Genomic DNA, 24,237 nt, shown 5'->3' on the forward strand with positions numbered 1-24,237 from the left:
ACCTGCAGTTTTTTTAATAAATTTCCAACCTGAAGATATCATACATCTCACATCATACATTTCTTCACTCAGATATCCATACTCGACTCCGGAAGCCTATCATATTCCCCACTCAAACAATACTTCCCGAATATCACCATCCCGATAGCGATGGGAACAAAAATGATGATGATGATGCTCCATTGAAGCAACGTGTTGTGTGCTTCGCCGGTGGCGGCAGCTCTTAAAGCCACATCACTGATAGCTGCGGCTTTACTGTTTGCGATGCCTACTTTTTCAATCGCCTGCAGGATCATGAAAACGATCGCTGCCGGGCCGAGGAGTATCCAGATAACGCCCAGGTATTTTTTTAAATGATTCATTTTATAAGTTTAAAAATTGAATTATTTATTTAATGCTGAATGGCGGGTCATTGCCAGGAGTTGCGAGGTATGAAGCAAAGCAATCCCTTCGCCAATTCTTGTAATCAAAATTTTTCAGTCCATCACATTCTCATCCTTCTTATTACTGAGATAGATCGACCCGATCACAAAACAAACTGCTGCCACCCCGATCGGGTACCACAGCCCCGACAAAGGTGTTGATCCTTTGAACGTCGTTATGAGCGTTGCGATGAATGGCACCAACCCGCCGAAGACACCATTGCCGATATGGTAAGGAAGGCTCATGGAAGTATAGCGGATCTTCGTTGGAAATAATTCTACCAGGAATGCCGCGATCGGTCCGTATACCATCGTTACAAAAATGATCATGACCCAGACGAGGGCGATGAATTTTATTTTGAGATAAGTTGGTAAGATTTTATCTGAATAGACTATTTTTTTATCAACGCTGAACATTTTTGTAAAATCTATTCCCTCTTTCCGATATGATTTCATGTCTAGCAAAGCAGTATCGCGAAGCGAAGTCAATGCTGGCAAAATTGTCCATTTATATTGGTTATTATTATTTTCAAAAATCGCGGTATCGCTTCTTCTTTCTTTAAAAGCAATTCCTCTGTAAACGACAAACGTTTCTATATGAGATACAATTTTGGTTGTGTTATTATTAGTGATTTTATCAGCGGTTTGATATTCTTTAAAGGGCTCAGTTTGGGCAGCTGATTTATTTTTATCCCATGTAGTTACATCCGCATCTTTCAATAACGTCCCAAAAATCGGCCGGTAAAAGATCACCCCCAGCAGCATCCCGGTCAGCATGATCCATTTTCTCCCGATCTTATCGCTCAGCGCACCAAACACCAAGAAGAAAGGCGTTGCCAACCCGATTGCCCACAGCACGATCTCACGGTTTTGTGCAAACTCTATCTTCACCACATTTTCCAGAAAGCTTTGTGCGTAGAATTGTCCGGTGTACCAGATCACCCCTTGTCCCATCACGGCGCCAAATAACGCCAGCAGCACCATCTTCAGATTTGCCTTGTGGCCGAAACTTTCCTTCAGCGGGTTTTTGGAAGTCTTGCCTTCACTTTTCAGCTTCGCAAAGATCGGCGACTCGCTCATCTTCATCCTTATATATATAGATACCACCACCAGCAGGATGCTTACCCAGAACGGGTAGCGCCATCCACCCCATTCGGCATTGAAAGCTTCATTGCTCATGCTGCTTTTTGTAAGCAGGATAACCCCCAGCGAAACGAATAACCCGAGTGTGGCGGTGGTCTGTATCCAGCTGGTATAATAACCGCGTTTGCCAACAGGCGCATGCTCGGCAACATAGGTGGCGGCACCGCCATATTCTCCGCCCAGTGCCAGCCCCTGCACGAGGCGGAGCAGCAAAACCAAAATGGGTGCCAGCATGCCGATGCTTTTATAACCGGGAATGATGCCGATAAGAAATGTGGAGCCGCCCATCAATACAAGCGTGAGTAAAAAAGTATACTTACGTCCGATGAGATCGCCGATGCGGCCGAATACCAATGCACCAAACGGACGTACGATAAAGCCTGCGGCAAAAATCGCCAGCGTGGAAAGCAATGCAGCGGTGCCCTGCCCTTCGGGAAAAAATTGTTGGGAGATCACGGTAGCCAGGCTGCCGAAAATGTAAAAGTCGTACCACTCGATGAGCGTACCCAATGAAGAAGAAAAGATGATCTTGCCGATACCGGATTTTTCAGGACTGCTCATTATGGCTCAGTTGTTTGGTAAAAGATGTTTTTAAAGTTATAGTAAAAGGCAATGCGGATGTTGCCGACATGTAATTTTTATACATATAAATAATATAATATCTCTACGGAAATGAATTTTTTGTTGCCAACTTTTTAATTTTTTTAAATAGCTGTAAAAAAATTACCCGCTTTAGGGTATTGTCGGGTCAATTAATTTTCGTTCTCTTTGTGTCAGAAATTAATCAACCTTATCACATAGGCCCGTTTGCAGTCCTCTCCCGAGCTATCGGGAAACTTTGAAAACAACTTATTTATTCTCATGCTTGAACACACTCCCGTTCCGATTCTTCGGAATGGGCTTTTTTTTGCCCGAAAAAATAAAACTAAAAAAATTATCAAAATAAATGCTAAATATGTTAGTTTAATTCAAATTATAGTTTTACATTTGTTTCCACATAAATTTACAAGCAAAAACAGATACATCACTAAAAAACAAAACAATGAGTAGCAACACGGAAAAATCAGAAAAATTTAAGGCGCTGAAATTGACGATGGATAAGATCGACAAAGATTTCGGCAAAGGATCGGTAATGATGATGAGCGATAAAGGGGTGGTAGAACAGGAAGCGATTTCTACAGGTTCTATCGGGTTGGACATGGCGTTGGGCATTGGTGGTTTGCCAAAAGGAAGGGTAGTTGAAATATATGGCCCTGAATCTTCCGGTAAAACGACCCTGGCCATTCATGTGATTGCAGAAGCGCAGAAAAAAGGCGGTATGTGCGCATTCATCGATGCGGAACACGCGTTCGATAGTAATTATGCTCAAAAATTAGGGGTCGACATCGACAATTTATTGATATCTCAGCCGGATTATGGCGAACAGGCATTGGAAATCGCCGACAGGCTGATCCTCTCCGGTGCGCTGGATGTGGTGGTAATAGATTCGGTAGCCGCGTTAGTGCCAAAAGGAGAACTGGAAGGCGAAATGGGTGACAGCAAAATGGGGCTACAGGCAAGGCTGATGAGCCAGGCATTGCGTAAGCTTACGGCTACTATCTCCAAAACAAACAGCTGCTGTATTTTCATCAACCAGCTGCGTGAAAAGATCGGGGTGATGTTTGGTAATCCCGAAACCACTACCGGTGGTAATGCACTGAAATTTTATGCATCCGTAAGGCTGGATATCCGCAGGCAGACCCAGATCAAAGATGGCGATGAAGTGATCGGTAACCATATCAAGGTGAAAGTGGTAAAAAATAAAGTGGCGCCACCATTCCGCCAGGCGGAATTCGATATCATCTATGGCGAAGGTATTTCTAAAGTAGGAGAGATTATCGATATGGGAGTTGAACTCGGCATTGTACAAAAAAGCGGTAGCTGGTTCAGTTACAATGGCGATAAACTCGGCCAGGGCCGTGAAGCAGTGAAACAACTGATGATCGACAACCCCGAAATGGCCAATGAGATCGAAGCAAAGATCAGGGAGAAGATCAAAGAGAACCAGGGTTCATAATCTGCCCGGGACTTATTATATATTTTTTTAGTTGGGTTATTAAGTATTAAAAACCGTCTTTTTCTAAGGACGGTTTTTTGTTTTTGATGAGTCGGGTAGTCTACTCCGGGTTGACTACCACGGGTAGTCAACCCGGAGTAGACTACCCAAAAGTATTTTATCTTGCATAAAATAATAAAATGCCCCAATACATAATCGCAGCTACAAAGGAGGACTATTCTGCCGCGGCAACCCTTTTCAAAGAATATGCCTCCTGGCTCAACATCGACCTTTCTTTCCAGCATTTCGAAGAAGAATTATCCGGCATAAAACAAATGTATCGTTTGCCCGAAGGAGGAATAATTTTATGTAAAGAAGGTGAAGAATACATAGCCTGCGTAGGTATCCGGAAACACGATAGTGAAACCGCCGAAATGAAACGTATGTATGTAAAGCCATCGCACCAGGGAAAAGGGGTTGCCAGTGAATTGGTAAGGCGTTCGCTTCAGCTGGCGAAAGATTGCAACTACACGTCATTGGTGCTCGATACCCTCAGCACCATGATACCCGCGATGAACCTCTATAAAAAATCCGGCTTTCGGGAAATTCCTGCCTATTACCACAACCCCAATAAAACCGTCATCTATTTTAAACGGACTCTTTAGGCTTCGCTTCGGTAATTATCAATTATCAATTATTTTTCGGGTAATCCATAAACAAAAATTTCCTTTCCGCATTTCCAAAATCTTTCCAGCTTTCAATATCAGCCTGCACTGCAAATACAGCACAGGTAGGCATATTATCCGTAGAGGCGTTTTTACAGAGTGTATTCACAAAATCAGTGATCCCGCCGTTGTGCGCAAAAATCGCGATCGTGTCCGCATCCGTTTCCAGTTCATCGATCACCTGGTAAAAAATATGGCTGGGCGCATGATATAATTTATCCACGAAAACGATTTCGGATTTATCCCGCTGATATACGCTGCAAAAAGCTTCGCACGTCATCTTCGCCCTTTTGGCCGGACTGCTGATAAAGGCATTGATCTTTATTTTTTTGTTCACCAGCCGCATGGCCATATCAGGCGCATCCCGTTTTCCACGGTCATTCAATGAACGGTCAAAGTCGGCTTCGCCGATATTGGCCCAGCTGCTTTTTGCATGGCGCACTACCAGTAATGTTTTCATAATACCAATTTAATAAAAACCACAGAGGTACGCGGAGTTATTTTCAAAGAGTTTCAGGGAATTTTAATTTCTCAGTAAAACTCTGTGTATTACCTCTTTTTTCCTCTGTGGTAACCCTTACCTTTACACAAAAACGATGCCTTCCAACGATCCACTTCATGGCAAAACGCTTGAGTTTATACTAACTGAACTGGTGGCGCATTTCGGGTGGGAAGAACTTGGAAAAATGATCCGCATCAATAGTTTCAATAGTAACCCAAGTATTAAATCAAGCCTCACTTTTTTACGCAAGACCCCCTGGGCAAGAAAAAAAGTAGAAGACCTTTATATCAGTATCTTATAAATATGTCAACCGCCGAAACTATCATAGCACAAACCAGGCAATGGATCGTCGATGTGGTCATCGGCTGCAATTTCTGTCCTTTTGCAGGGCGGGAAATAAAACGGGACACGATTCACTATGAAGTGGAAGAGGCTGCAGGAAAAAAAGAAGTGCTGGAAGCATTGGCAAAGTTGTTTGAACTGATGAAGAACGATCCCGGCATCGAAACCAGTCTGCTCATTTTACCTAAAGCCGCCGCATCTTTTACCGTTTACCTCCAATTATTGGACCTTGCGGAAGCATTATTGGAAGATGAAGGGTACGATGGCGTTTACCAGATCGCCAGCTTTCATCCGGCCTATCTTTTTGCGGGAGCCGGCAACGACGACCCGGCCAATTACACCAACCGCTCTCCTTATCCCATGTTTCATTTGCTTCGCGAAGCCCGCGTAACCAAAGCGATTGAAAGCTACCCCAATGTGGAAGATATCCCGCAGAGAAACATCGGTTTTGCCACCCAAAAAGGCCTCGCTCAAATGCAGCAGCTTCGCCAGTCAGCAATAAATAATGCCGTTCGTTAAATCTTTTTAGTTCGGATTAAATAATTCTTACATCTTTGCAGTCTTCAAAATAGCAGGACATATGAACATCTGTTAAGGTTTTTGCCATTTCAAAAACCATCTCTTTAAGCACAATTTTTTACAGGCGGATCTCCCGCAGGGTGCCGCATGCATCCCGTATTTATTAGTTATTTTTTAAACAGAAAAGTAATGTCTACTATACATACTACGAATAGCCGTACCGCTAATATTTTCAATCTTATCAAACAATCGCTCAACGGCCGGGAGCAGGATTATACCAGCGGCAGCATCCGTCGCGCCGTTATTTTGCTCGCGATACCCATGATGCTCGAAATGATCATGGAAAGTGTATTCGCCCTGGTGGATATATTTTTTGTGAGCCACCTGGGAAAGCACGCCACTTCTACCGTGGGCCTAACCGAGTCGGTGATAACTATTGTATACTCGATCGCCATTGGTATTGCCATGGCTACAACCGCCATTGTCGCCCGGCGTATTGGTGAAAAAAATCCCGATGCAGCTTCCAAAGCCGGTATGCAGGCCATTATGGTTTCCATTGCGCTAACCCTCGTCATCAGTATTACGGGAGCGATCTTTGCGCCCGATATCCTGCGGGTAATGGGGGCAGAAGAAGCAACAGTACAAACCGGAACAACCTATACCCGGATCGTGATGGGCAGCAGTATGGTCATCATGCTGCTTTTTCTCATCAATGGTATTTTTCGAGGAGCCGGCGATGCGATGATGGCTTTAAAAAGTCTTTGTCTTGCCAGCATTTGCAACATCATACTTTGTCCTTTGCTGATACGCGGGCTTGGGCCAATACCTGCTTTCGGGCTTACCGGTGCGGCACTTGCCACTACCATCGGCAGGAGCATTGGTGTGTTCTATCAATGTTATCACCTGTTCAATGGAAGGCGGGTTATAAAATTTGCCATAAAACATCTTGTACCGGATTGGGCAACCATACGCTCACTCATCGACATTGCCTGGCCGGCAACTTTACAATTTCTCATCGGTTCGGGGAGCTGGATAATTCTAGCCAGGTTGGTGGCCGACACCGGGCACAGCGAAGCATCCGCAGGATACCAGATCGCTTTGCGCATCGTGGTCTTCTTTATTTTACCCGCATGGGGGATGAGTAATGCTGCCGCAACGCTGGTAGGGCAGAATCTTGGTGCACAAAAACCGGAAAGGGCGGAAGAGTCTGTTTTCAAAACAGCCAGGTACAATGCCATTTTCATGGGGGCTGTTTCGTTCATCTTCCTGTTTGGCGCACCATGGATCATCGGCTTTTTTACCAAAGAAGAAGCCGTAGCGGGATATGCCGTGCAGGCACTGAGGATCATCAGCGCCGGATATATCTTTTATGGAATAGGAATGGTAATGGCCAATGCCTTCAATGGCGCAGGCGACACCAAAACCCCCACGATCGTAAACCTTTTCTGCTTCTGGTTTTTTCAGATACCCTTAGCTTATACGCTTGCAAAAGTGCTGGAGTTCGGGCCTATAGGGGTATTCATGGCGATACCCATTGCCGAAACCATGATCGCCATCGTGTCTTTTATTCTTTTCCGTAAGGGAAAATGGAAGCTGAAGAAAGTGTAATGAAACGCTGATTTTAAATGATTCCGCAGGTTCCGCTGATTAACATATCAAAACTCTGCGGAATCAGCGGAATCATTTTTTAATCTGTGTTTATTCATCTTATATCATAACTTGTGTTGAGGATTTTTACATTATTATCCGGGAAAAAACCCGGCATTTTGTGTTGAATTCACCAAAAACAAGTCGATGAAAAAAATACTCCTGCTGGCCGCTTTTGTTTCCGCTTATGCGCTATCGTACGCACAACCGGTCTCAGAAAAAATCAATTCCACCACATCCGAACTGGCTGCACTTGAAAAAAAGAGGCAGGCATTACTGGAACAACTGGAGGAGCTGAAGCTGGAAAAAATTCAAGGCGACCTGCTGGATATCGGGCTACCTGCGGTGCACCCCGACGAGGAGCTGATCAAACACGCTGCCTACTACCTGGATTTTTCTCCTAAATTCAAACAGGCCCGTTGGGTGGCGCATATCATCATTCCGGATGTGATCAGCGGCGTGGTTTTTCGAACCAATGATTTCCGCGTGGATTCTGCTGTAAGAAGCGGGAGCGCAGTGGAAGCCGACTATTTTTTAAAATCGATGAATGCAGATAGTGTGGTCGTTTACGATGGTTTTGGTTTTGACCGCGGCCACCTTGCTCCGTCGGCAGATTTCCGCTGGTCGAAGAAGGCATTGTCCGAATCTTATTTTTATTCCAACATGTCGCCGCAGCTTGCCGATTTCAACCGCGGCAAATGGGGCGATCTTGAAGATGCTGTTCGTGGTTACATTTACCGCAATCCTAAAGCACAGCTATATGTGGTTACCGGGCCTTTCCTCGAAGACGGTTTGCCCGTCATCACCCGCGGCGTAAACAAAGTGAGCATACCGAAAAAGTTTTTCAAAGTGATTGTTGATGTACAGAATAAAAAGGGCATCGGTTTCATCATGCCCAATGAAGCCATCACCAAACCTTTGCAAAGTTTTGCAGTAACAATTGATGAAGTGGAGAAACAGACAGGGCTTGATTTCTTTTCGAAATTATCGCCTGAACTGCAAAGCCAGGTAGAGAGCCAGCAGAATGCTAAAGACTGGTTGCCGCAAAGCAACGGCGCCGATGTAGAGCCGCTGCCGCAGGAAAAATTGCCCCGTAACCATTTCAATACGCTGGTGGCAAAAGAATCGGCCAACCGCAATGAAGAGATCAATGTTTGTGGAACGGTAGTGGGGGCACGCGTCAGCAGGGCAGGAAACATTTTGCTGAACCTGGATAAACAATTCCCTAACCAGATATTTACCGTGTTCATCAAAAAAGAAGACATTGCCAACTTCAGTTATAAACCCGAAGAAATACTGAAAGGCAGGATCATTTGTGTAAAAGGAAAAGTGATCGATCTTGGAGGCACACCGGCCATGTATATCAAAAATGAAGCGGCTTTAAAAATTCAGTAGGGAAAATAGCGGAACTAACGGTATCTTACAAACGCTTTTTTAATCTAAACTTAAAAAACACGTATGAGAAAAATCGCGTTAGCTACACTTCTGGCTATTTCCTGTATTTCGGTTGCGCATAGCAGCGCGACCATTTTCAAAAATCATAATACCATCAATACAGCTGACGACAAGGATTTTTACAAGTCGCTGGGCAAGATGATGAAAAAAATAAACGGGAAAAAGCCCGGTGATATAGAGATCGGTACGGATTATAGTTTTCCGGCAATGGATGATTTTGATTCTCCGTATTTCAACTGGCGACCTACCGGGTATCATTTTTACGAAATGTCTTCCAAATACAGGTTTAACCAGGAAAGCTTGCTGAAAGAATATGATAAATATGTAGATATCCTTACAGCATGTAAAGATCTGAAAGTGGATAAGAAAAAAGCAGATGACTACAGCAAAACGATCACGCTGGATTATTCAAAGGATGTATATGTACTGCTGAAGGCGGATCTTTATCACACCCGACTGTCGCTGTATGTGTTCAGGAACGGGCATTAAGATGCAACTTGAATTTTTTATACTGGCGCAACAGCGGATGATGCTGTTGCGCTTTCCCTTTAGGGAATTAGTCCTTGAAACTATCTAAGCGATAACAAGTTAGAATGATACACGGTTGTAATTGTTCATGTCCATTACCTATATTTGTTAAAATAACTATTTCTTAATGGCCATTTTCGACATTAAACTTCCCAATTCGATTGCCCGGGCGTTAAATTTACCGGTTAGCGATGCAAGACGGCAGCAATTGAAAGTGTTGAAAAAACTATTGCGCAAAGCAAGGTTCACACAGTTTGGGCAACTGTATAAATTTGATGAGATACTGTTGAGCCGCCATCCCGGCAAAAAATTTCAGCAGCTTGTTCCTACATATAATTATAGCAAGATATACAACGACTGGTGGTATAAAACATTGGAAGGTATTCCGGATGTGTGCTGGCCCGGAGTGATCAAATATTTTGCACTCAGCAGCGGCACCAGCGAAGCGGCGAGCAAATATATCCCCATCACAAAAGACCTGATAAGAAGCAATACCATTACGAGTTTCAAGCAGTTGCTGAGCCTTACGCGTTACGAAAAGATCAATAAAAGCGCTATCGGCAAAGGTTGGCTGATGCTTGGCGGAAGTACGCAGCTGCAAAAGGGCCCCACTTATTATGCAGGCGATCTCAGCGGCATCCAGCAAAAAAATATCCCATTCTGGTTTCTCGGCCTGGGGTTGTATAAACCGGGTAAAAAGATCGCCCGCGAAAAAGACTGGTCCAGGAAACTCGAAGAAGTGGTGGAAAATGCGCCTAACTGGGATATCGGTTTTATTATTGGTGTGCCCGCCTGGCTGCAGCTGTGCATCGAAAAAATAATAGAACGTTACAAACTGAATAATATCCACGAAATGTGGCCGAACCTTTCTTTTTATGTGCATGGCGGCGTTGCCATGGAGCCATATAAAAAAGGGTTCGAAAAACTGTTGGGCAAGCCGCTGACTTACATCGAAACATATCTTGCCAGCGAAGGGTTCTTAGCTTACCAGAGCCGCCAGGAAACACGTGGTATGCAGCTTTCGCTGAACAATAATATTTTCTTTGAGTTTGTTCCTTTCGATGATAATAATTTCGACAGCGAAGGAAACATGGTGGAAGATCCTGAAGTGTACATGATCCATGAGATCGAAGAGCATAAAGATTATTCCATACTCATCAGCACCAATGCAGGTGCCTGGCGCTATGCCATCGGCGATACGGTGAGGTTGGTGGATAAAGAAAGAAGCGAGATCATCATTACCGGCCGCACCAAACATTTCCTTAGCCTGGTGGGCGAACATCTGAGTGTAGACAATATGAATGGCGCGATAGAAATGGCCTCCGCGGAACTGAATATTTCTATTCCGGAATTCACAGTTGCCGGAGTGCCGCACGGATCTTTTTTCGCTCACGAATGGTTTGTAGGCACTGATGACAAAGTAGATGAAAAAGTATTGGCAGAACTCATCGATGCCAAGCTCAAAATACTCAACGACGATTACGAAGTGGAACGGAAACATGCGCTGAAAGCGGTAACCGTACACGTTTTACCCGAACATATCTTCATGGATTTCATGGAGGCGAAAGGGAAAGTTGGCGGCCAGCATAAATTCCCACGGGTGGTAAAAGGGAAAATGATGGAAGAATGGAAACAGTTCGTTGCTGCCGGCGTTAAAAAAACTTCTTAATTTGCTGAAAACTTATTGAATGACACAAGCCATCATTTCTGGATTTTTATTGGGGTTGGCATTGGTGTTTTCGGTGGGGCCGGTAATTTTTACCATCATCAAGCTGCGGATAAATTACGGACTGGCCAGCGCCTTTTATTTCATCTCCGGCGTATGGCTCAGCGATATCTTATGGGTGATCACCGCCAATCTTTTTGGCGCTTTGCTCGAAACACTCAAATTTTATAAGATACAGATCGGCTCTGCCGGTGGAATATTCCTCATTACACTCGGGGTGTATTATCTCTTTTTCAAAAAATATCACACGAAGGCCGAGCTCGACGAAGGGGTACGCATCAAGAATTCAACACACGCCCGACTGTTCATCACCGGCTTCCTGTTAAATACATTGAACCCCGGCGTGATTGCCCTGTGGCTGGCGGCTGCCACCAACTCTGCAGGAAAACCGGTAGAATATATCATCGCTACATTTTCCATTTGCCTTGGAATGAATATCGCCGCAGACTTCCTGAAAATAAATCTTGCAGGGAAGCTCCGGAAAAAACTGGATGATAAGAATATCGCCATCGTCAATAAGATATCCGGATTGCTTTTCCTGATCTTCGGCGTGGCATTGATCATCGGTGTTGTTTACACCACAAAACATCCCTGATATATGTTGCGCCTGGTAATAATTTCAATCACCTGTTTTTTTACGTCGCATGCTCATGCGCAGGGCTCGGATTTTATCATGCTGAAAAAAAGGAACAGGACGGTGCAGAATTTTTTTGCGGGCTCCAACATTGAATTCATGACCACTAACGGCGCTTACCGCAACGGGCTGATCAACAAAATAAAGCACGACAGTATTTTTATACAGGAATTCATCGTGCAACGCATTCCTACTACCATCGGCACTTTCATACTCGATACAGTCGGCAGCTTTCGTTATGCCTATGATTATCGCCAGATAAGATCGTTTGGCAAAGAACAAAAAAACTTCAATGTAAGCGGCAGTGGTGCAGCCCTGCTTGGTGGCGGGATCCTGCTCACACTCGCCAGTGGCGTAATATATCTTGCAGACCGCGAAAAATTCAGTGGCGGTCTCATGGCCACATCCGCAGGGTTAGCTACTGCAGGATATTTCATGAGTAAGTCCGGAAGCAAAGGAATCGTCATTGGCAAAAAAGGGTACCGCCTGCAATACATGGGTACAGCAAAGTAAGCGAAGCGCTAATTCCTTACATTTATCCGGTTTCGACAGGAAATTTTAACCGTGATAAAACGATCTTTCACCTGAATATTCCATACTCTCTTGCTTCTTTACTAAACTAAGGTTATATTGGTGTTTACCAAAACCGGCCGCTTCCCGCGTGCCCCCTACTACACAGCAACCTGCTTAATTAATGAACAGCAATTCAAGCTTTGAAGAAGTATATGACGCTTATAAAAAGCTCGTGTATAATCTAGCGTTGAATTATGTACAGAATTACCGCGACGCGGAAGACATTACCCAGGAAGTCTTCATCAAAATTTACCAGCAGCTGTCCACACATGACAGCAGTTTGTCTTCGCTTAAAACATGGGTCTGTAAAGTAACCATCCACCAATGCATTGATGCTGCGAGGGCAAAAAGGACGAAAAAGCGTTTAGGCTTTGTCGTTAGCCTTTTCAAAAAAGACAGCAACGAACCGGAGTTTGATGAGGTGGTAAGTACTCACCCCGGCATTGCAGCGGAAGACAAGGAGCAACTGAACAGTTTGCTTAAACTCATCAACGAACTTCCGGATAACCAGAAAACGGTTTTGCTTCTGCTGAAATCTGAAGATCTCACGCAGCGGGAAGTAGCAGCCATCATGGAGATCAGCGTCAAAGCCGTGGAATCGCTTTTGCAAAGGGCTAAAAATACACTTCAAAAAAAACTGGATGCCCGCGAAGGGTTTTAAAATTTATCTCGTATACATAAAAGAAGGAATCATGAATATAGAAAACGAACTGGACAAACTTAAGCGCATCAGCCGGCAGGAAGTGCCCGCGGGGATGGATAACCGCATTCGTACTGCGGTGGATGCGCTTCGCTACAATGTTGTTCCGGTGCAGTGGAAATGGGGTTTTGCAGCTGCCGCAGCAGTATTGCTAGCCCTTAACGTGGCAGTTTTAATGCGGCAGGCCGGCAATAAAGGGTCCAAAGGCGTGACGGAAATGGTACAGGGAATGCAGTTATCATCTTCAAATGAACTGTACCATGAGTAAACTGAAACTATTGCAGATAGCGGTGATCGGGCTATTGCTTATTAACATGGCTGTATTGGCATGGCTGTTCTATGGTAAACCTGATCGCCCCCCGCTCGGCATGGCCGGAAGAGAAGGCCCCGCAGATATTATCATAGAGCGCCTGCATTTTGATAAACAGCAGGTGCAGGCATATGATGACCTGATACAGCAGCACCGGTCAGCTATCCGCCGGCTGGATGGTGAGATCCGCGAAACAAAAAACGAATTATATAAAACGCTTACGAAAGACGCGTCGCCAACAAAGGATTCCCTGCAGGAAAAGCTCGGAGCGTTACAAAAAGAAATTGAAACTGTTCATTACAATCACTTCCTGGATATAAAAAAACTATGCAAACCCTCACAGGCCGCGTATTTTGAACAACTGACCGATGACCTTGCAGGATATTTTTCACCAGTAAAAAACAGGCCGCCACATCCGGATGGTCCACCCGAATAAACCAAAACCCAACGCAGTATGAAGAAACTGATCATCATCAGCACGCTTGTATTTTTTGTCAGCGGACTACAATTTTGTTCCAAAAGTGATACCGCCCCGGTTGCCGATGGCACCGAACTCAAGCCGGTACTGCCTTCCACTGTTTTTGATTATGTAGTAACGTATCCTGCACATGTGCAGGCGGCACTCACGGCCAATGACAATACGCCCGCGGATAACCCGATCACGAACGACGGAGCTACACTTGGCAGGGTACTGTTTTACGACAAACAATTGAGCAAGGATAACAAAGTGAGTTGCGGCAGCTGTCACAAGCAGCAGTTTTCATTTGACGATAATGTGGCACTCAGCGCTGGTGTAGATGGCGGACTGACAACACGAAACTCAATGGCCATACTCAACGTGCGTTTTTATAAAGGGGGAAAAATGTTTTGGGATGAAAGAGCGGCTACTTTAGAAAAACAGGCATTACAGCCTATACAAAATCATGTGGAAATGGATCTCACGCTTGCCCAGCTGGAAACGAAAGTGAATGCCTTGAGTTATTATCCGGCGTTGTTTCAAAAAGCATTTGGCAGCACATTGATAGATTCGGTAAGGATCGCGAAAGCATTGTCGCAGTTTGAACGTAGCATCGTTACCTATCAATCAAAATACGACCGGGTGAAACAAGGCCTGGCAACTTTTACCGCAGCGGAGGCGCAGGGCGAACAATTATTCCTGAATGCGGCAGCACCCAACACCTGCGCCAGTTGCCATACACCACCGATGTTTATCACCAGTATGCCCAATGCGCCATTCGCGTTGCTGGATGCGGCCGACCTGGGGATCAACAATGAAAACCGTTTCAAATCAGGGTCGTTGCGAAACATTGGTACACGAACCAAATTGTTTCATAATGGAAGAATAGAAAACCTGCAGGCCATGCTTACTCCCGGCGGACCGGGAGCCCCACCACCGATCCCGAACCACACCGTGGCGCAGCAGGATGTGCAGAACATGCTGGCATTTTTAAATACGCTTACGGATAATACGATTACAACGGAAGCGAAATTCTCCAACCCCTTTCCATGAGTTTAGAGATTAGCGATTAGGGTTTAGTGTACTTGCACGAGAGGATCTAAACCCTAATCGCTAATCTCTTAACTTTTTTGTTGTTACTGTAAATATTCGTTTCTTTATCCGGAAACATTACAGTATCCATACATCCACATTTCATGGGCAAGATAAAAAAGGCTTCATTCTGGAAAATCACCAAAAAAATATTCTTCGTCATTTTTATCCTTCACACCATCTGGTTCATGGTGTTTCTTTTTCAAAAATTCAATGAAGTGGATTTTGTGGTGGCCAACCTGAAGAAAAAAGTGTTGTGGGTTTGTGTGGGAATAACTGTAGTTGGGTTGATCTATTATTTCTGGCTCCGCCATATAGCTTTTGTAAAAAAAGCGGGCATCTTCTTACGGGAAACTTTTTTTATCTGTTATATCTCCTCATTTATTTACCTGCTGCTCGGAATAATTTTTAATCCACCGGTAACGATCACGCAATTGACGAATGTGGTGCAGGGCAACGGGCTTAAGCGGGATTATGTTTCTTACAAGGATATGGGGCCCAATATAAAGCTGGCGGTGATTGCGGCCGAAGATCAGCTTTTCCCGGATCATGACGGCTTTGATGTGAAAGCGATCAACAAGGCGATGAAGTACAACAAACGCCATCCCGAAAAACAAAAAGGAGGAAGTACGCTCAGCCAGCAGACGGCAAAAAATGTTTTTCTCTGGCAGCATGGCGGATTTTTTCGCAAAGGCCTGGAGGTTTATTTTACATTCAGCATAGAAAAAGTGTGGAGCAAAAAAACGATCCTCGAGCGATACCTCAATGTAGCCGAAATGGGCCGCGGGATATTTGGGGTGCAGGCTGCCGCAAAAGAATATTTCAATAAAGACGCCAAAGACCTCACCCGCCAGGAAGCCGCCATGATAGCCGCCTGCCTGCGTAATCCAAAACTGTATACTGTAAAACCGCTGAGTAAAAATGTAGCCTATATTTCGGGGCTCATCATGCGGCAGATGAGCAACCTGGAGTCTGATCCGGATGTGGCGGAATTGATAAAATAATTCTATAACCCATCAATCGCTTTCACCGCCTGCTCAAACCTCCCCTCATAATTTTCCCCACTGATCAGTGCCCACGGCACATGTTGGTTTATCAGTAAGTCATGATAATAATGAAAAAGCTTTTGCCTGTTTTCTAAGTCCGGATATTCACGGAGCTCATCTTTCACCCACGGAAGATCGGTATTGCATAAGAGATAGAGATCGTATTTGCGTTTAGCTATTTCCGTTAGTATGCGGTTGTCGCAGGCATCAAATACAAATTCGCTCCACACTTTCATCACATACATATCGGTATCGATGAATAATGGCGAAGATGTTCCCGCAAGTTTTGCCAGCCCATCTTCCTCGTTTTTTATCTGCCCCAGGGCGATGGTGTAAAGGTCTTCAAATGTATAATCAGTGCCGTTTTTCAGCAGGTATTCACGGGCGTATTCCTGTACCCAGATGCTTTTGTAATGAGCCGCCAGCATTTCGCACAAGGTGCTTTTGCCGGTACTTTCGGGCCCTACTATCACTATTTTTTTAGGCTCCATGTATTGTTTGTTTGGCTCGTTTTTTCCATTCTATTAACCCGGCCACCGCCATGATGAGCAGTACAAGATAATAGACACTGGTGAATACATAATGTTTTACAAAGTATAATGGTATGGATGCGATGTTGGTAGCGATCCACCAATACCAGCTTTCCACTTTTTTCCTGGTCATCAGCCACATGCCTGTAAAGGCGGTAGCACTTGCAAATGCGTCGGCCCATGGAATTACGCCTTCAAAAAAATTCTTTTTAAAATAGGTAAGTGAAAAGAATATTGCCAGATAAAAAACGGCGAAGAATCCCAGTTGCTGCAGCCATTGCTTCCGCGATGAGTAAGTGATATGTAATACGATTTCCTGGCGATTGTTGCGTTTGGCCCACATGCTCCAGCCAATTATGCTCATGATGGTGTAATACAGATTGACCGTGGCTTCACCCAGCAAATGCCCCTTGATGCTGATGTAGATGTAGATGATGGTATTGACAAGCCCTGTGGGATACACCAGGATATTTTCTTTGCGGCTGTACCATACACTGATGATGCCCGAAAATACCGCCAGGTATTCAAACCAGCGGGTGTGCGCCAGGTCCGACAGGAATTGTTGAATGAGATTTTGCAACTGCCAATATTTCTACGAAAATAATTGAATATCGCGAAGGAGTTTGGAAAATGATTTGCGTCTTTAAATGGAAAACAACACCCCGGGTTACACGAAAACGTTTAAGTAAGTGCGCAACCCCCGAAGGTTTGACTATTCACTACTCACTACTCACTCTCTCCACCACGCCTTCGCGGGCAGCACGGATCTTGCTTCCTTGTTTCATTTTAAAATCGAGCGACAGTTCATCCGTATGGCTCATCTTGCTATTGTATGCCTGTATCAGTAAAAATTTACTACCGGAAGAAAAAGGCAAATTGTAAATGTAGCTGGAATCGTTGCTTATCCTGCCAGCTTTCAGATTATTAATAGTTCTGTCGGGGAGTTGTGCAAAGCCAGCTGCAGAAATAAGCAGTATGTAAGAAACCAAACAATATTTCATCCGGAAATTTTTAGTACAAGTTAAAATTTCTGGCACAAAAAAAGCAGCTTCGAAAGAAACTGCTTTATAAATATTTCTGAGTGAAAATACTTCGCTGGTGGTCATAAACTTCAGGGATTTCACCATTCACCATTGACTATTCACCATTCACTATTGACTATTCGGCTTCTGCCACCACTTCTTTTACCTCAGGGATCATCCTTTTCATCATTCCTTCAATCCCGGCTTTCAGGGTGATGGTAGATGATGGGCAACCGCTGCAGCTTCCCTGCATGGCAAGGTTTACCGTACCGTTTTCGTAGCTTTTGAATTGTATGGCGCCACCGTCCATTTCAACGGCAGGTTTCACATAATTTTCCAGTAATTCCTTGATGCGTTTTACCACGTCGTCATCATCAGCGCTTACTTCATTGCTGCTCTCGCTTTTCATGATCGCTACTTCTTCATCATTTACCACGGCTTTACCATCTTCGAGGTATTCTTTCAAAAACTGCTTGATGGTCGGTATCACATCCTGCCAGTCGTCGGTTTCATTGGTTTTAGTAAGCGTAATGAAATTGCTTGCGATAAAAACCGAACGGATGAACGGAAAAGTGAACAATTCCTGTGCCAGCGGAGATGGTTTCGCACTTGCTTCATCTGCAAAATCGATGCTTTTACCAGGATAGAGGAGTTTGTTGGCAACAAACTTCATCGTTTCCGGGTTTGGCGTCATTTCTGTATATATACTGATAACGGGGTTTCCTGTCTTGATCATTTTATTTCAATTTATTATAGGCAAAAATAGATTAAGTTAGGCAAAATCAAAGGCAAAATCCACGCCGTAAGACAATTTTAACCTGATATTTCTAATCTCGAAACCTTAAGGAAGACATAATCGTCATAATAAATGAGGATTTATTTTTATTTATTATCTTAGCCAATATCCTTTCTAAAAACTGATTAAGCAGAGTAACAAATCATTTTATGAAAGGATTATCAGTATTCATTCTCACCATGGCGGTATTCGCTACTACGGTTTCGGCGCAGCGGGTCATGAGAAAAGGCACACGCCCTCAGCAACTTACACCAAAAGGGTCTGATCCCGATGCGGTAAAAACCGGCAAGAATATCTTCTCCCTCTCGCAGGTTCAGGGAAAATGGCAGGAAGCCGCCCGCAGGAACCTCGGCTCCAGCGAAAAGCTGAGTTACACCGATACGCTGATGATCCATATTTCCAACGATAAGGCCGAAGTACGCGAAGGCATGAGCATGAACATGAAAGGGGATGCGGCCGTTGAAGAAGGAGATAACCTGAGTGTGGCGGCCGATGTATATATTATCCGCAAAATAGAAAACGACCAGATGCTGCTGGATGACGGCGAATATTTGCGCACCATGCAAAAGGTGCAGACTTATTACCTCGAAACGGTTGGCAAAGATTCCATCAAACATGCAGGATATAAATTGCCTCAAACTGTACTCACCGATAACCTTTACGGCAAATGGATCGTATATCGCCGTGAGGCAAAACCGGGGGCGATCAACAGCCAGACAGAACTGGTGAAATCCATTACCATATTGAAAGGCAATGCCGGCAGCGCTTCCAAAGGAGAAATAGTGATCTATTCAAAAGACCTTTCTGAAAAACTCGATTGTTTTGTTACGCTGAAAGACGATAATATGGAAGTAGTGACAAAAAATAAGAGCTGGAATTTCAAAACTTATCTGGCGGATAATAATGAATTTGTTTTCGGGCAGGCGGAAGAGGTGATGAATTATTCAAAAAGGCTGGTAGAGAAAGTCAATGGTGAATAGTCAATAGTGAATAGTCAATAGTGAATAGTCAAACATTCGACGGTTCTATATCTGTCAAAACGTTTTAGTGAAAGAAATAAAAAAGCAGCCAGGCGGGCTGCTTTTTACTTATAACTTCTGATATAAGATATTCACATATCATTTAAAACTTTGAAGATTTGACTATTCACTATTAACTATCCTCAGCTTTGCATAATTCAACATGATCTTCTTCTCCCCGTTATGTTCAAAATTAATAGTGGCTATCGGGTTGTGAGCAGCCCCTTCCATTTTCATCACTTCACCAAAACCGAACTTCTGGTGCTCTACTTTCTGGCCCTGTTGTAAATTGCTGGTATCACTGGCTACAAAATTTTCAGTAGGCACATGTTCTTTTAAAGTAGACTTGATGGCAGGCACCGCATAGGCCGGCCTGCCCTTTTCGGCAGCCGGGGCGCTGCGGGTATCGCTTCCGGGAAACCCCCTGCTCATCCTTTCAAAAGCGCTGCCTTTGCTCCAGCCGGTGCTGGCATTGTTCTTCGCTTGTCCGCCGGCATAACTGCGATCGAGGTGGTCTTCCGGGATTTCATCCAGGAAACGGCTCGGTTCGTTTTGCTGCAATTGACCGAAACGGTAGCGGGCATTGCTGAAACTGAGATAAAGGTTGCGTTCCGCACGGGTGATGGCCACGTAAAACAACCTGCGTTCTTCCTCCAGTTCTTCACGGGTGTTGATGGCCATCGCGTTGGGGAAAAGGGTTTCTTCCAGTCCGCCAACGAATACCACCGGAAACTCCAGCCCTTTGGAAGCATGTATGGTCATCAGTTTTACCACATCCTGATTTTCTTTATCATCGCCGTCAGCGTCTGTCAGCAATACGATCTGCTGCAGGTAAGTACCAAGGCCTTTGTCACCTACTTCACCGTCTTCTTCATTCATCGGTGTTTCGGTAAATTCCTTGATAGAGTTCAGCAACTCCTGTACGTTCTCGTAACGGGCAAGCCCTTCGGTAGTTTTGTCGTTGAACAATTCTTTTACGATGCCGGTGCTTTTACCCACTATGATCGCAAGATCGTAGGCATTTTTTTTCTGTAATTCACTCTGAAACATTTTGATGGTGGTTACAAAGCCATCGATGCTTTCGAGCGTGCCACTGCGGAAACCGTACATAGCGGCATTGCACAATATTTCCCAAAGGGTCAGGTTGTTCTCATTCGCCATCAACACGGCTTTATCCAGCGTTGTTTTGCCGATTCCCCTGGCGGGATAATTGATGATACGCTTCAACGCTTCTTCATCCCTCGGGTTGGCGATCAACCGCAGGTAAGCTATGAAATCCTTTACTTCCTTACGTTGATAAAAACTCATGCCGCCATAGATGCGATAAGCGATCCCCATACGGCGAAGCGACTCCTCAAAACTGCGGCTCTGTGCGTTGGTGCGGTAAAGAATGGCAAAATCCTTATTGAAAAAATGATTGCGCAACTTTTGTTCCTTGATCGTATCGGCCACCATTTTACCTTCATCATTATCGGTCATGGTGCGCACCAGTTTGATCTTTTCGCCGTCGCCCTTATCGGTAAATAATTTTTTCTCGATCTGGTTCTTGTTCCTGCTGATCACTTCGTTGGCAACACTGAGGATGTTTTTTGTGCTGCGGTAATTCTGTTCCAGCTTCACCACTTTCACATCGTCGTAATCTTTCTGAAACTGCAGGATGTTCTCGATGGTAGCGCCGCGGAAACTATAGATACTTTGCGCATCATCGCCCACTACACACACGTTTTCGTGCATGGCTCCCAGCAGCTTGATGATCTCGTACTGGGCGGGGTTGGTATCCTGGTACTCATCTATCAGGATGTATTTGAATTTATGCTGGTATTTGCTGAGCGATTCGGGATGGTTTTTTAAAAGGATGTAAAACTTGAACAACAGGTCATCAAAATCCATCGCCCCGTTTTTGAAACACCTTTTGCTGTAAGCGTCATATATCTGCGCCATCATGGGGCGGTTGGCGCGGGCGTCTTCCTGCTGCAGCATACCATCCGTTGCATATTCCGCCGGTCCTATCAGCGCATTCTTTGCGGCGCTGATGCGGTTGTACACCACATTGGGTTTATATTGTTTGTCGTCGAGGTTCAGCTCGTTGACCACCGTTTTTACTACACTTTTCGCATCATCGGTATCGTAGATCGTGAAATTATTCGGGTAACCGATCTTGTTGGCTTCCGACCTCAGTATCCTTGCAAATACGCTGTGAAAAGTGCCGACGTAGAGGTTGCGGGCTTCCGAATTTCCGAGGATCTTTTCGATCCTTGCCTTCATTTCGGCCGCGGCTTTATTGGTAAAAGTGAGCGCCAGTATATTGAAAGAGTCCACTTTGTGGTGGCTCATCAGGTGTGTGATACGGGTGGTGAGCACTTTGGTTTTTCCACTTCCGGCGCCTGCAATGATCATGATAGGGCCATCTTTATGCAATACCGCTTCCCGCTGCGGGCCGTTCAGCCCGTCTAAATAATTTGACATTATGTAAAGGTACGAAGAGGGGGAAAATATTCGGGGGAATGGTGATAAGAAAAATTGCCTGCTGTCATTTAACGGCACTTTTCAACGGGTAATTTTTCTTCCCGTCTCCCCGGCTATTTTTTGCCGGGAAAACGGGAAGAAAATGTGCAGCTCTTTTATATTCATACGTCAGGGAAAAGACAAAGAATCTATTATTCCACATTGCGGGCATTTTCCAGGCTTTTTTCCTAAATTGTATCCTCTACAACACACCAAAATGAAACAACGCTTATTTTTCGTCGCGGCAGCGCTCTACCTGGCATTTACCTTTTTTGCTTGTGCAAAGCATACCAATTACGATGCACAAGGGGGCGGATTGCCGAGTAATTATATAGCGGTGAACGACAGTTCATTTTCACCGGTTACACTTACCGTTGTAAGCGGTTCGTCTATTACGTTTGTAAATAATACCACTACGGCAAAATCGATCATCACTACCGATAGTGTCACCATCAAAGCGACCACCATAGCGCCGAATTCTTCTTTCGTTTTCAAAAAAGATACCACCGGCACATTTTACTATCACCTCACCAACAAGCCGGCCGCCGGCGGAATGTTTACACTCACCCCGTAAACCACACAAGATCCGAAATACTACCAGCCGCCTCAGCAGCAAAAAAGATTTTTCCCAATAACAATGGTTTCCTGCCGCGATAGCCGCAATTTTGCAGCACTGAGTTGACATCTCATGAGATGTCAACTCAAAAATTAAAAACCCTTTCATGCAAAAGAACAATAAAGCCGCCATCGGATTTATCTTCATCACGCTGATGATTGATGTAACCGGCGTGGCGCTTATCATTCCGGTGATGCCAAAGCTCATTGAGCAACTGATACATGGAGGAGTGAGTGAAGCCGCACGTTATGGCGGATGGCTGATACCGACTTATGCCGTAATGCAATTCCTGTTTTCGCCGGTATTGGGTGGACTGAGCGATAAATACGGCCGACGGCCGATACTGTTGTTTTCGCTCATCGGCCTTGGTATAGATTATGTGTTCCTTTCTTTTGCCCCCACAATTGCATGGCTGTTTGTAGGAAGAGCCATCGCGGGGATCGCTGGTGCAAGTTTTACAACGGCTACTGCATACATTGCCGACATCAGTACGGATGAAAACAGGGCGCAGAATTTCGGGATGGTGGGAGCTGCTTTCGGGGTTGGCTTTGTAATAGGCCCGGTGATCGGTGGCCTGCTGGGATCATTCGGTCCCCGAATCCCTTTCATGGTGGCTGCAGGCCTGAGTTTGTTGAACGCTTTGTACGGGTATTTCATTTTACCCGAATCATTACCAGCCGGCAACCGCCGCGAATTCAGCTGGAAACGGGCGAACCCGATAGGATCGTTGAAACAATTATCCAAACATAAAGGGCTGGGTGGATTGGTGGCCGCATTCGTACTCATTTATATTGCCTCACAGGCGGTGCAGGCAAACTGGGGGTTCTTTGTAATGGAAAAATTCAACTGGAGCGAAAAGATGATCGGTTATTCACTCGGCCTGGTTGGGCTGCTGGTAGGAGCGGTGCAGGGCGGGCTCATCAGGATCGTAAACCCATGGCTGGGAAATGAGAAGAGCGTTTATATAGGCTTTGGCTTTTATGCCCTTGGATTATTGTTATTCGCGTTTGCCAATCAAAGCTGGATGATGTTTGTGTTCCTGGTGCCGTATTGCCTGGGTGGGATCTGCGGACCGGCATTACAATCCATCATTTCGGGCAATGTACCGGCTAATGAACAAGGCGAGCTACAGGGAGCGCTTACAAGTCTGATCAGCCTTACCTCAATCGTCGGTCCGCCGCTGATGACAGGTTTATTTGCATATTACACCGGCCCGAAAGCACCGGTACATTTTTCGGGAGCGGCATTTTTATTAGGTGCAATACTGATGATAGCGAGTACCATCATTGCATACAGGGCGTTGCATCCGGGAAGAAAAATTGCAAGGCTTGACCCGGGGAAATAATATCATTGCAGCAGTCATCCCGAACCTGTTATTGCTATCAGCCTGAGTTTGCCGAAGAGATATTGATACAGATGACATCCTTAAAAAAACTATCTTCGGCAAGCTCAGGATGATAATTTGTTTATCAAAGCAGCCTTCTTATGAAGCATTTACATCCGTAGAAATTTTACTACAACCCTTTAGACAATAAAATAAATGCTGTAGTAATTAAAATTTTACACAATAAAATCCTGTCATAAACGCTTAATATACATCATTGTAATTCATACATCAGAATTTAATGAGAACAACATATCAAGACCAGAAACTTATTGCTAACCTCTGAAACTCTTACAGCAAATAATTTCCATCTTGAACTTTGAATGAACATAACTACTGCGGCTGAAAAAAGCGGCCCGGGAAGATTATATAAAATACTAACGTTTTTTTGTTAGGCACTACAGGACAACTAGAAGCCCCGATATTGGACGGGGCTTCTTACTTTTTATGAAGTCACGAATTGCACGAATTATACGGATTACACGAATTAGCGAAGATTACGAAAATAG

General features: G+C 44.7%; 26 protein-coding genes. 18 read left to right on the top strand and 8 right to left on the bottom strand.

All coding sequences use genetic code 11. From position 1 onward, the window contains the following. Positions 1–68 precede the first annotated feature (68 nt). Positions 69–362, bottom strand: coding sequence for a DUF6814 family protein (locus EGI32_RS18065; protein ID WP_255156792.1), 294 nt, complete (start codon positions 360–362; stop codon positions 69–71). 114 nt (positions 363–476) lie between these two features. Beyond that, positions 477–2,126 carry an MFS transporter gene (locus tag EGI32_RS18070; RefSeq protein WP_255156794.1) on the bottom strand — a complete coding sequence of 550 codons (1,650 nt, stop codon included), beginning with the start codon at positions 2,124–2,126 and terminating at the stop codon, positions 477–479. A gap of 481 nt (positions 2,127–2,607) precedes the next feature. Between EGI32_RS18070 and recA the strand changes: the two genes are divergently transcribed. Next, the gene (gene recA / locus EGI32_RS18075; RefSeq protein ID WP_255156795.1) at positions 2,608–3,621 is read left to right on the top strand and encodes a recombinase RecA; all 1,014 of its coding nucleotides are present in this window, start codon (positions 2,608–2,610) and stop codon (positions 3,619–3,621) included. A gap of 179 nt (positions 3,622–3,800) precedes the next feature. Next, on the top strand, positions 3,801–4,265 hold the full coding sequence (locus tag EGI32_RS18080; RefSeq protein ID WP_255156797.1) for a GNAT family N-acetyltransferase: 465 nt from the start codon (positions 3,801–3,803) through the stop codon (positions 4,263–4,265). Between the two features lie 25 nt (positions 4,266–4,290). Here EGI32_RS18080 and EGI32_RS18085 read toward each other — a convergent pair whose 3' ends face one another. Beyond that, positions 4,291–4,785 carry a histidine phosphatase family protein gene (locus EGI32_RS18085; RefSeq protein ID WP_255156799.1) on the bottom strand — a complete coding sequence of 165 codons (495 nt, stop codon included), beginning with the start codon at positions 4,783–4,785 and terminating at the stop codon, positions 4,291–4,293. Between the two features lie 136 nt (positions 4,786–4,921). On the opposite strand from EGI32_RS18085, the gene EGI32_RS18090 reads away from it, so the two are divergent. From EGI32_RS18090 to mtgA, 13 genes are all read left to right on the top strand, one after another. Then, complete coding sequence (locus EGI32_RS18090) at positions 4,922–5,128, top strand: VF530 family DNA-binding protein (protein WP_255156802.1); 207 nt, start codon at positions 4,922–4,924, stop codon at positions 5,126–5,128. A 2-nt stretch (positions 5,129–5,130) separates the two neighbouring features. Beyond that, the gene (locus tag EGI32_RS18095) at positions 5,131–5,688 is read left to right on the top strand and encodes a DUF1415 domain-containing protein (protein WP_255156804.1); all 558 of its coding nucleotides are present in this window, start codon (positions 5,131–5,133) and stop codon (positions 5,686–5,688) included. 189 nt (positions 5,689–5,877) lie between these two features. Then, a complete protein-coding gene (locus EGI32_RS18100) occupies positions 5,878–7,296 on the top strand; it encodes an MATE family efflux transporter (RefSeq protein WP_255156806.1) in 1,419 nt (472 codons plus the stop codon). Positions 7,297–7,482: 186 nt separating this feature from the next. Further along, entirely contained in the window at positions 7,483–8,730 is a 1,248-nt protein-coding gene (locus EGI32_RS18105; RefSeq protein ID WP_255156808.1) for a DNA/RNA non-specific endonuclease, read from the top strand. A 63-nt stretch (positions 8,731–8,793) separates the two neighbouring features. Next, positions 8,794–9,279 (top strand): hypothetical protein, encoded by a 486-nt coding sequence (locus EGI32_RS18110; protein ID WP_255156810.1) that lies wholly within the window; start codon positions 8,794–8,796, stop codon positions 9,277–9,279. A gap of 166 nt (positions 9,280–9,445) precedes the next feature. Continuing rightward, complete coding sequence (locus tag EGI32_RS18115) at positions 9,446–10,987, top strand: GH3 auxin-responsive promoter family protein (protein ID WP_255156820.1); 1,542 nt, start codon at positions 9,446–9,448, stop codon at positions 10,985–10,987. A 19-nt stretch (positions 10,988–11,006) separates the two neighbouring features. Next, positions 11,007–11,639, top strand: coding sequence for a LysE family translocator (locus tag EGI32_RS18120; protein ID WP_255156822.1), 633 nt, complete (start codon positions 11,007–11,009; stop codon positions 11,637–11,639). Positions 11,640–11,642: 3 nt separating this feature from the next. Continuing rightward, positions 11,643–12,191, top strand: a complete 549-nt coding sequence (locus tag EGI32_RS18125) for a hypothetical protein (RefSeq protein ID WP_255156824.1) — start codon at positions 11,643–11,645, stop codon at positions 12,189–12,191. Between the two features lie 181 nt (positions 12,192–12,372). After that, positions 12,373–12,912 carry an RNA polymerase sigma factor gene (locus tag EGI32_RS18130; RefSeq protein ID WP_255156826.1) on the top strand — a complete coding sequence of 180 codons (540 nt, stop codon included), beginning with the start codon at positions 12,373–12,375 and terminating at the stop codon, positions 12,910–12,912. Positions 12,913–12,943: 31 nt separating this feature from the next. Continuing rightward, positions 12,944–13,219, top strand: coding sequence for a hypothetical protein (locus tag EGI32_RS18135; RefSeq protein ID WP_255156828.1), 276 nt, complete (start codon positions 12,944–12,946; stop codon positions 13,217–13,219). Further along, positions 13,212–13,697, top strand: coding sequence for a Spy/CpxP family protein refolding chaperone (locus EGI32_RS18140; protein ID WP_255156847.1), 486 nt, complete (start codon positions 13,212–13,214; stop codon positions 13,695–13,697). The genes EGI32_RS18135 and EGI32_RS18140 overlap by 8 nt, the downstream gene beginning before the upstream one ends. A gap of 18 nt (positions 13,698–13,715) precedes the next feature. Then, on the top strand, positions 13,716–14,771 hold the full coding sequence (locus EGI32_RS18145; protein WP_255156849.1) for a cytochrome-c peroxidase: 1,056 nt from the start codon (positions 13,716–13,718) through the stop codon (positions 14,769–14,771). 143 nt (positions 14,772–14,914) lie between these two features. Beyond that, complete coding sequence (mtgA, locus tag EGI32_RS18150) at positions 14,915–15,814, top strand: monofunctional biosynthetic peptidoglycan transglycosylase (protein ID WP_255156850.1); 900 nt, start codon at positions 14,915–14,917, stop codon at positions 15,812–15,814. Between the two features lie 2 nt (positions 15,815–15,816). On the opposite strand, the gene EGI32_RS18155 is transcribed toward mtgA, so the two are convergent. From EGI32_RS18155 to EGI32_RS18170, 4 genes are all read right to left on the bottom strand, one after another. Beyond that, positions 15,817–16,347 (bottom strand): AAA family ATPase, encoded by a 531-nt coding sequence (locus tag EGI32_RS18155; protein WP_255156852.1) that lies wholly within the window; start codon positions 16,345–16,347, stop codon positions 15,817–15,819. Then, entirely contained in the window at positions 16,337–16,966 is a 630-nt protein-coding gene (gene pnuC / locus EGI32_RS18160) for a nicotinamide riboside transporter PnuC (protein ID WP_255156854.1), read from the bottom strand. The genes EGI32_RS18155 and pnuC overlap by 11 nt, the downstream gene beginning before the upstream one ends. A gap of 139 nt (positions 16,967–17,105) precedes the next feature. Continuing rightward, positions 17,106–17,387: a hypothetical protein gene (locus EGI32_RS18165; RefSeq protein WP_255156855.1), complete on the bottom strand. Its 282-nt coding sequence runs from the start codon at positions 17,385–17,387 to the stop codon at positions 17,106–17,108. Positions 17,388–17,544: 157 nt separating this feature from the next. Next, positions 17,545–18,144 (bottom strand): NifU family protein, encoded by a 600-nt coding sequence (locus EGI32_RS18170; protein ID WP_255156857.1) that lies wholly within the window; start codon positions 18,142–18,144, stop codon positions 17,545–17,547. Positions 18,145–18,353: 209 nt separating this feature from the next. Between EGI32_RS18170 and EGI32_RS18175 the strand changes: the two genes are divergently transcribed. Further along, positions 18,354–19,184 (top strand): hypothetical protein, encoded by an 831-nt coding sequence (locus tag EGI32_RS18175; protein ID WP_255156859.1) that lies wholly within the window; start codon positions 18,354–18,356, stop codon positions 19,182–19,184. 162 nt (positions 19,185–19,346) lie between these two features. On the opposite strand, the gene EGI32_RS18180 is transcribed toward EGI32_RS18175, so the two are convergent. Then, complete coding sequence (locus EGI32_RS18180; protein ID WP_255156861.1) at positions 19,347–21,689, bottom strand: ATP-dependent helicase; 2,343 nt, start codon at positions 21,687–21,689, stop codon at positions 19,347–19,349. A gap of 256 nt (positions 21,690–21,945) precedes the next feature. Between EGI32_RS18180 and EGI32_RS18185 the strand changes: the two genes are divergently transcribed. After that, positions 21,946–22,302 (top strand): cupredoxin domain-containing protein, encoded by a 357-nt coding sequence (locus EGI32_RS18185; protein ID WP_255156863.1) that lies wholly within the window; start codon positions 21,946–21,948, stop codon positions 22,300–22,302. A 148-nt stretch (positions 22,303–22,450) separates the two neighbouring features. Continuing rightward, the gene (locus EGI32_RS18190; RefSeq protein WP_255156865.1) at positions 22,451–23,689 is read left to right on the top strand and encodes a TCR/Tet family MFS transporter; all 1,239 of its coding nucleotides are present in this window, start codon (positions 22,451–22,453) and stop codon (positions 23,687–23,689) included. Positions 23,690–24,237 lie beyond the last annotated feature (548 nt).

The organism is Ferruginibacter sp. HRS2-29 (assembly GCF_024343615.1).
In the GTDB taxonomy this organism is placed as follows: Bacteria; Bacteroidota; Bacteroidia; order Chitinophagales; family Chitinophagaceae; genus Ferruginibacter.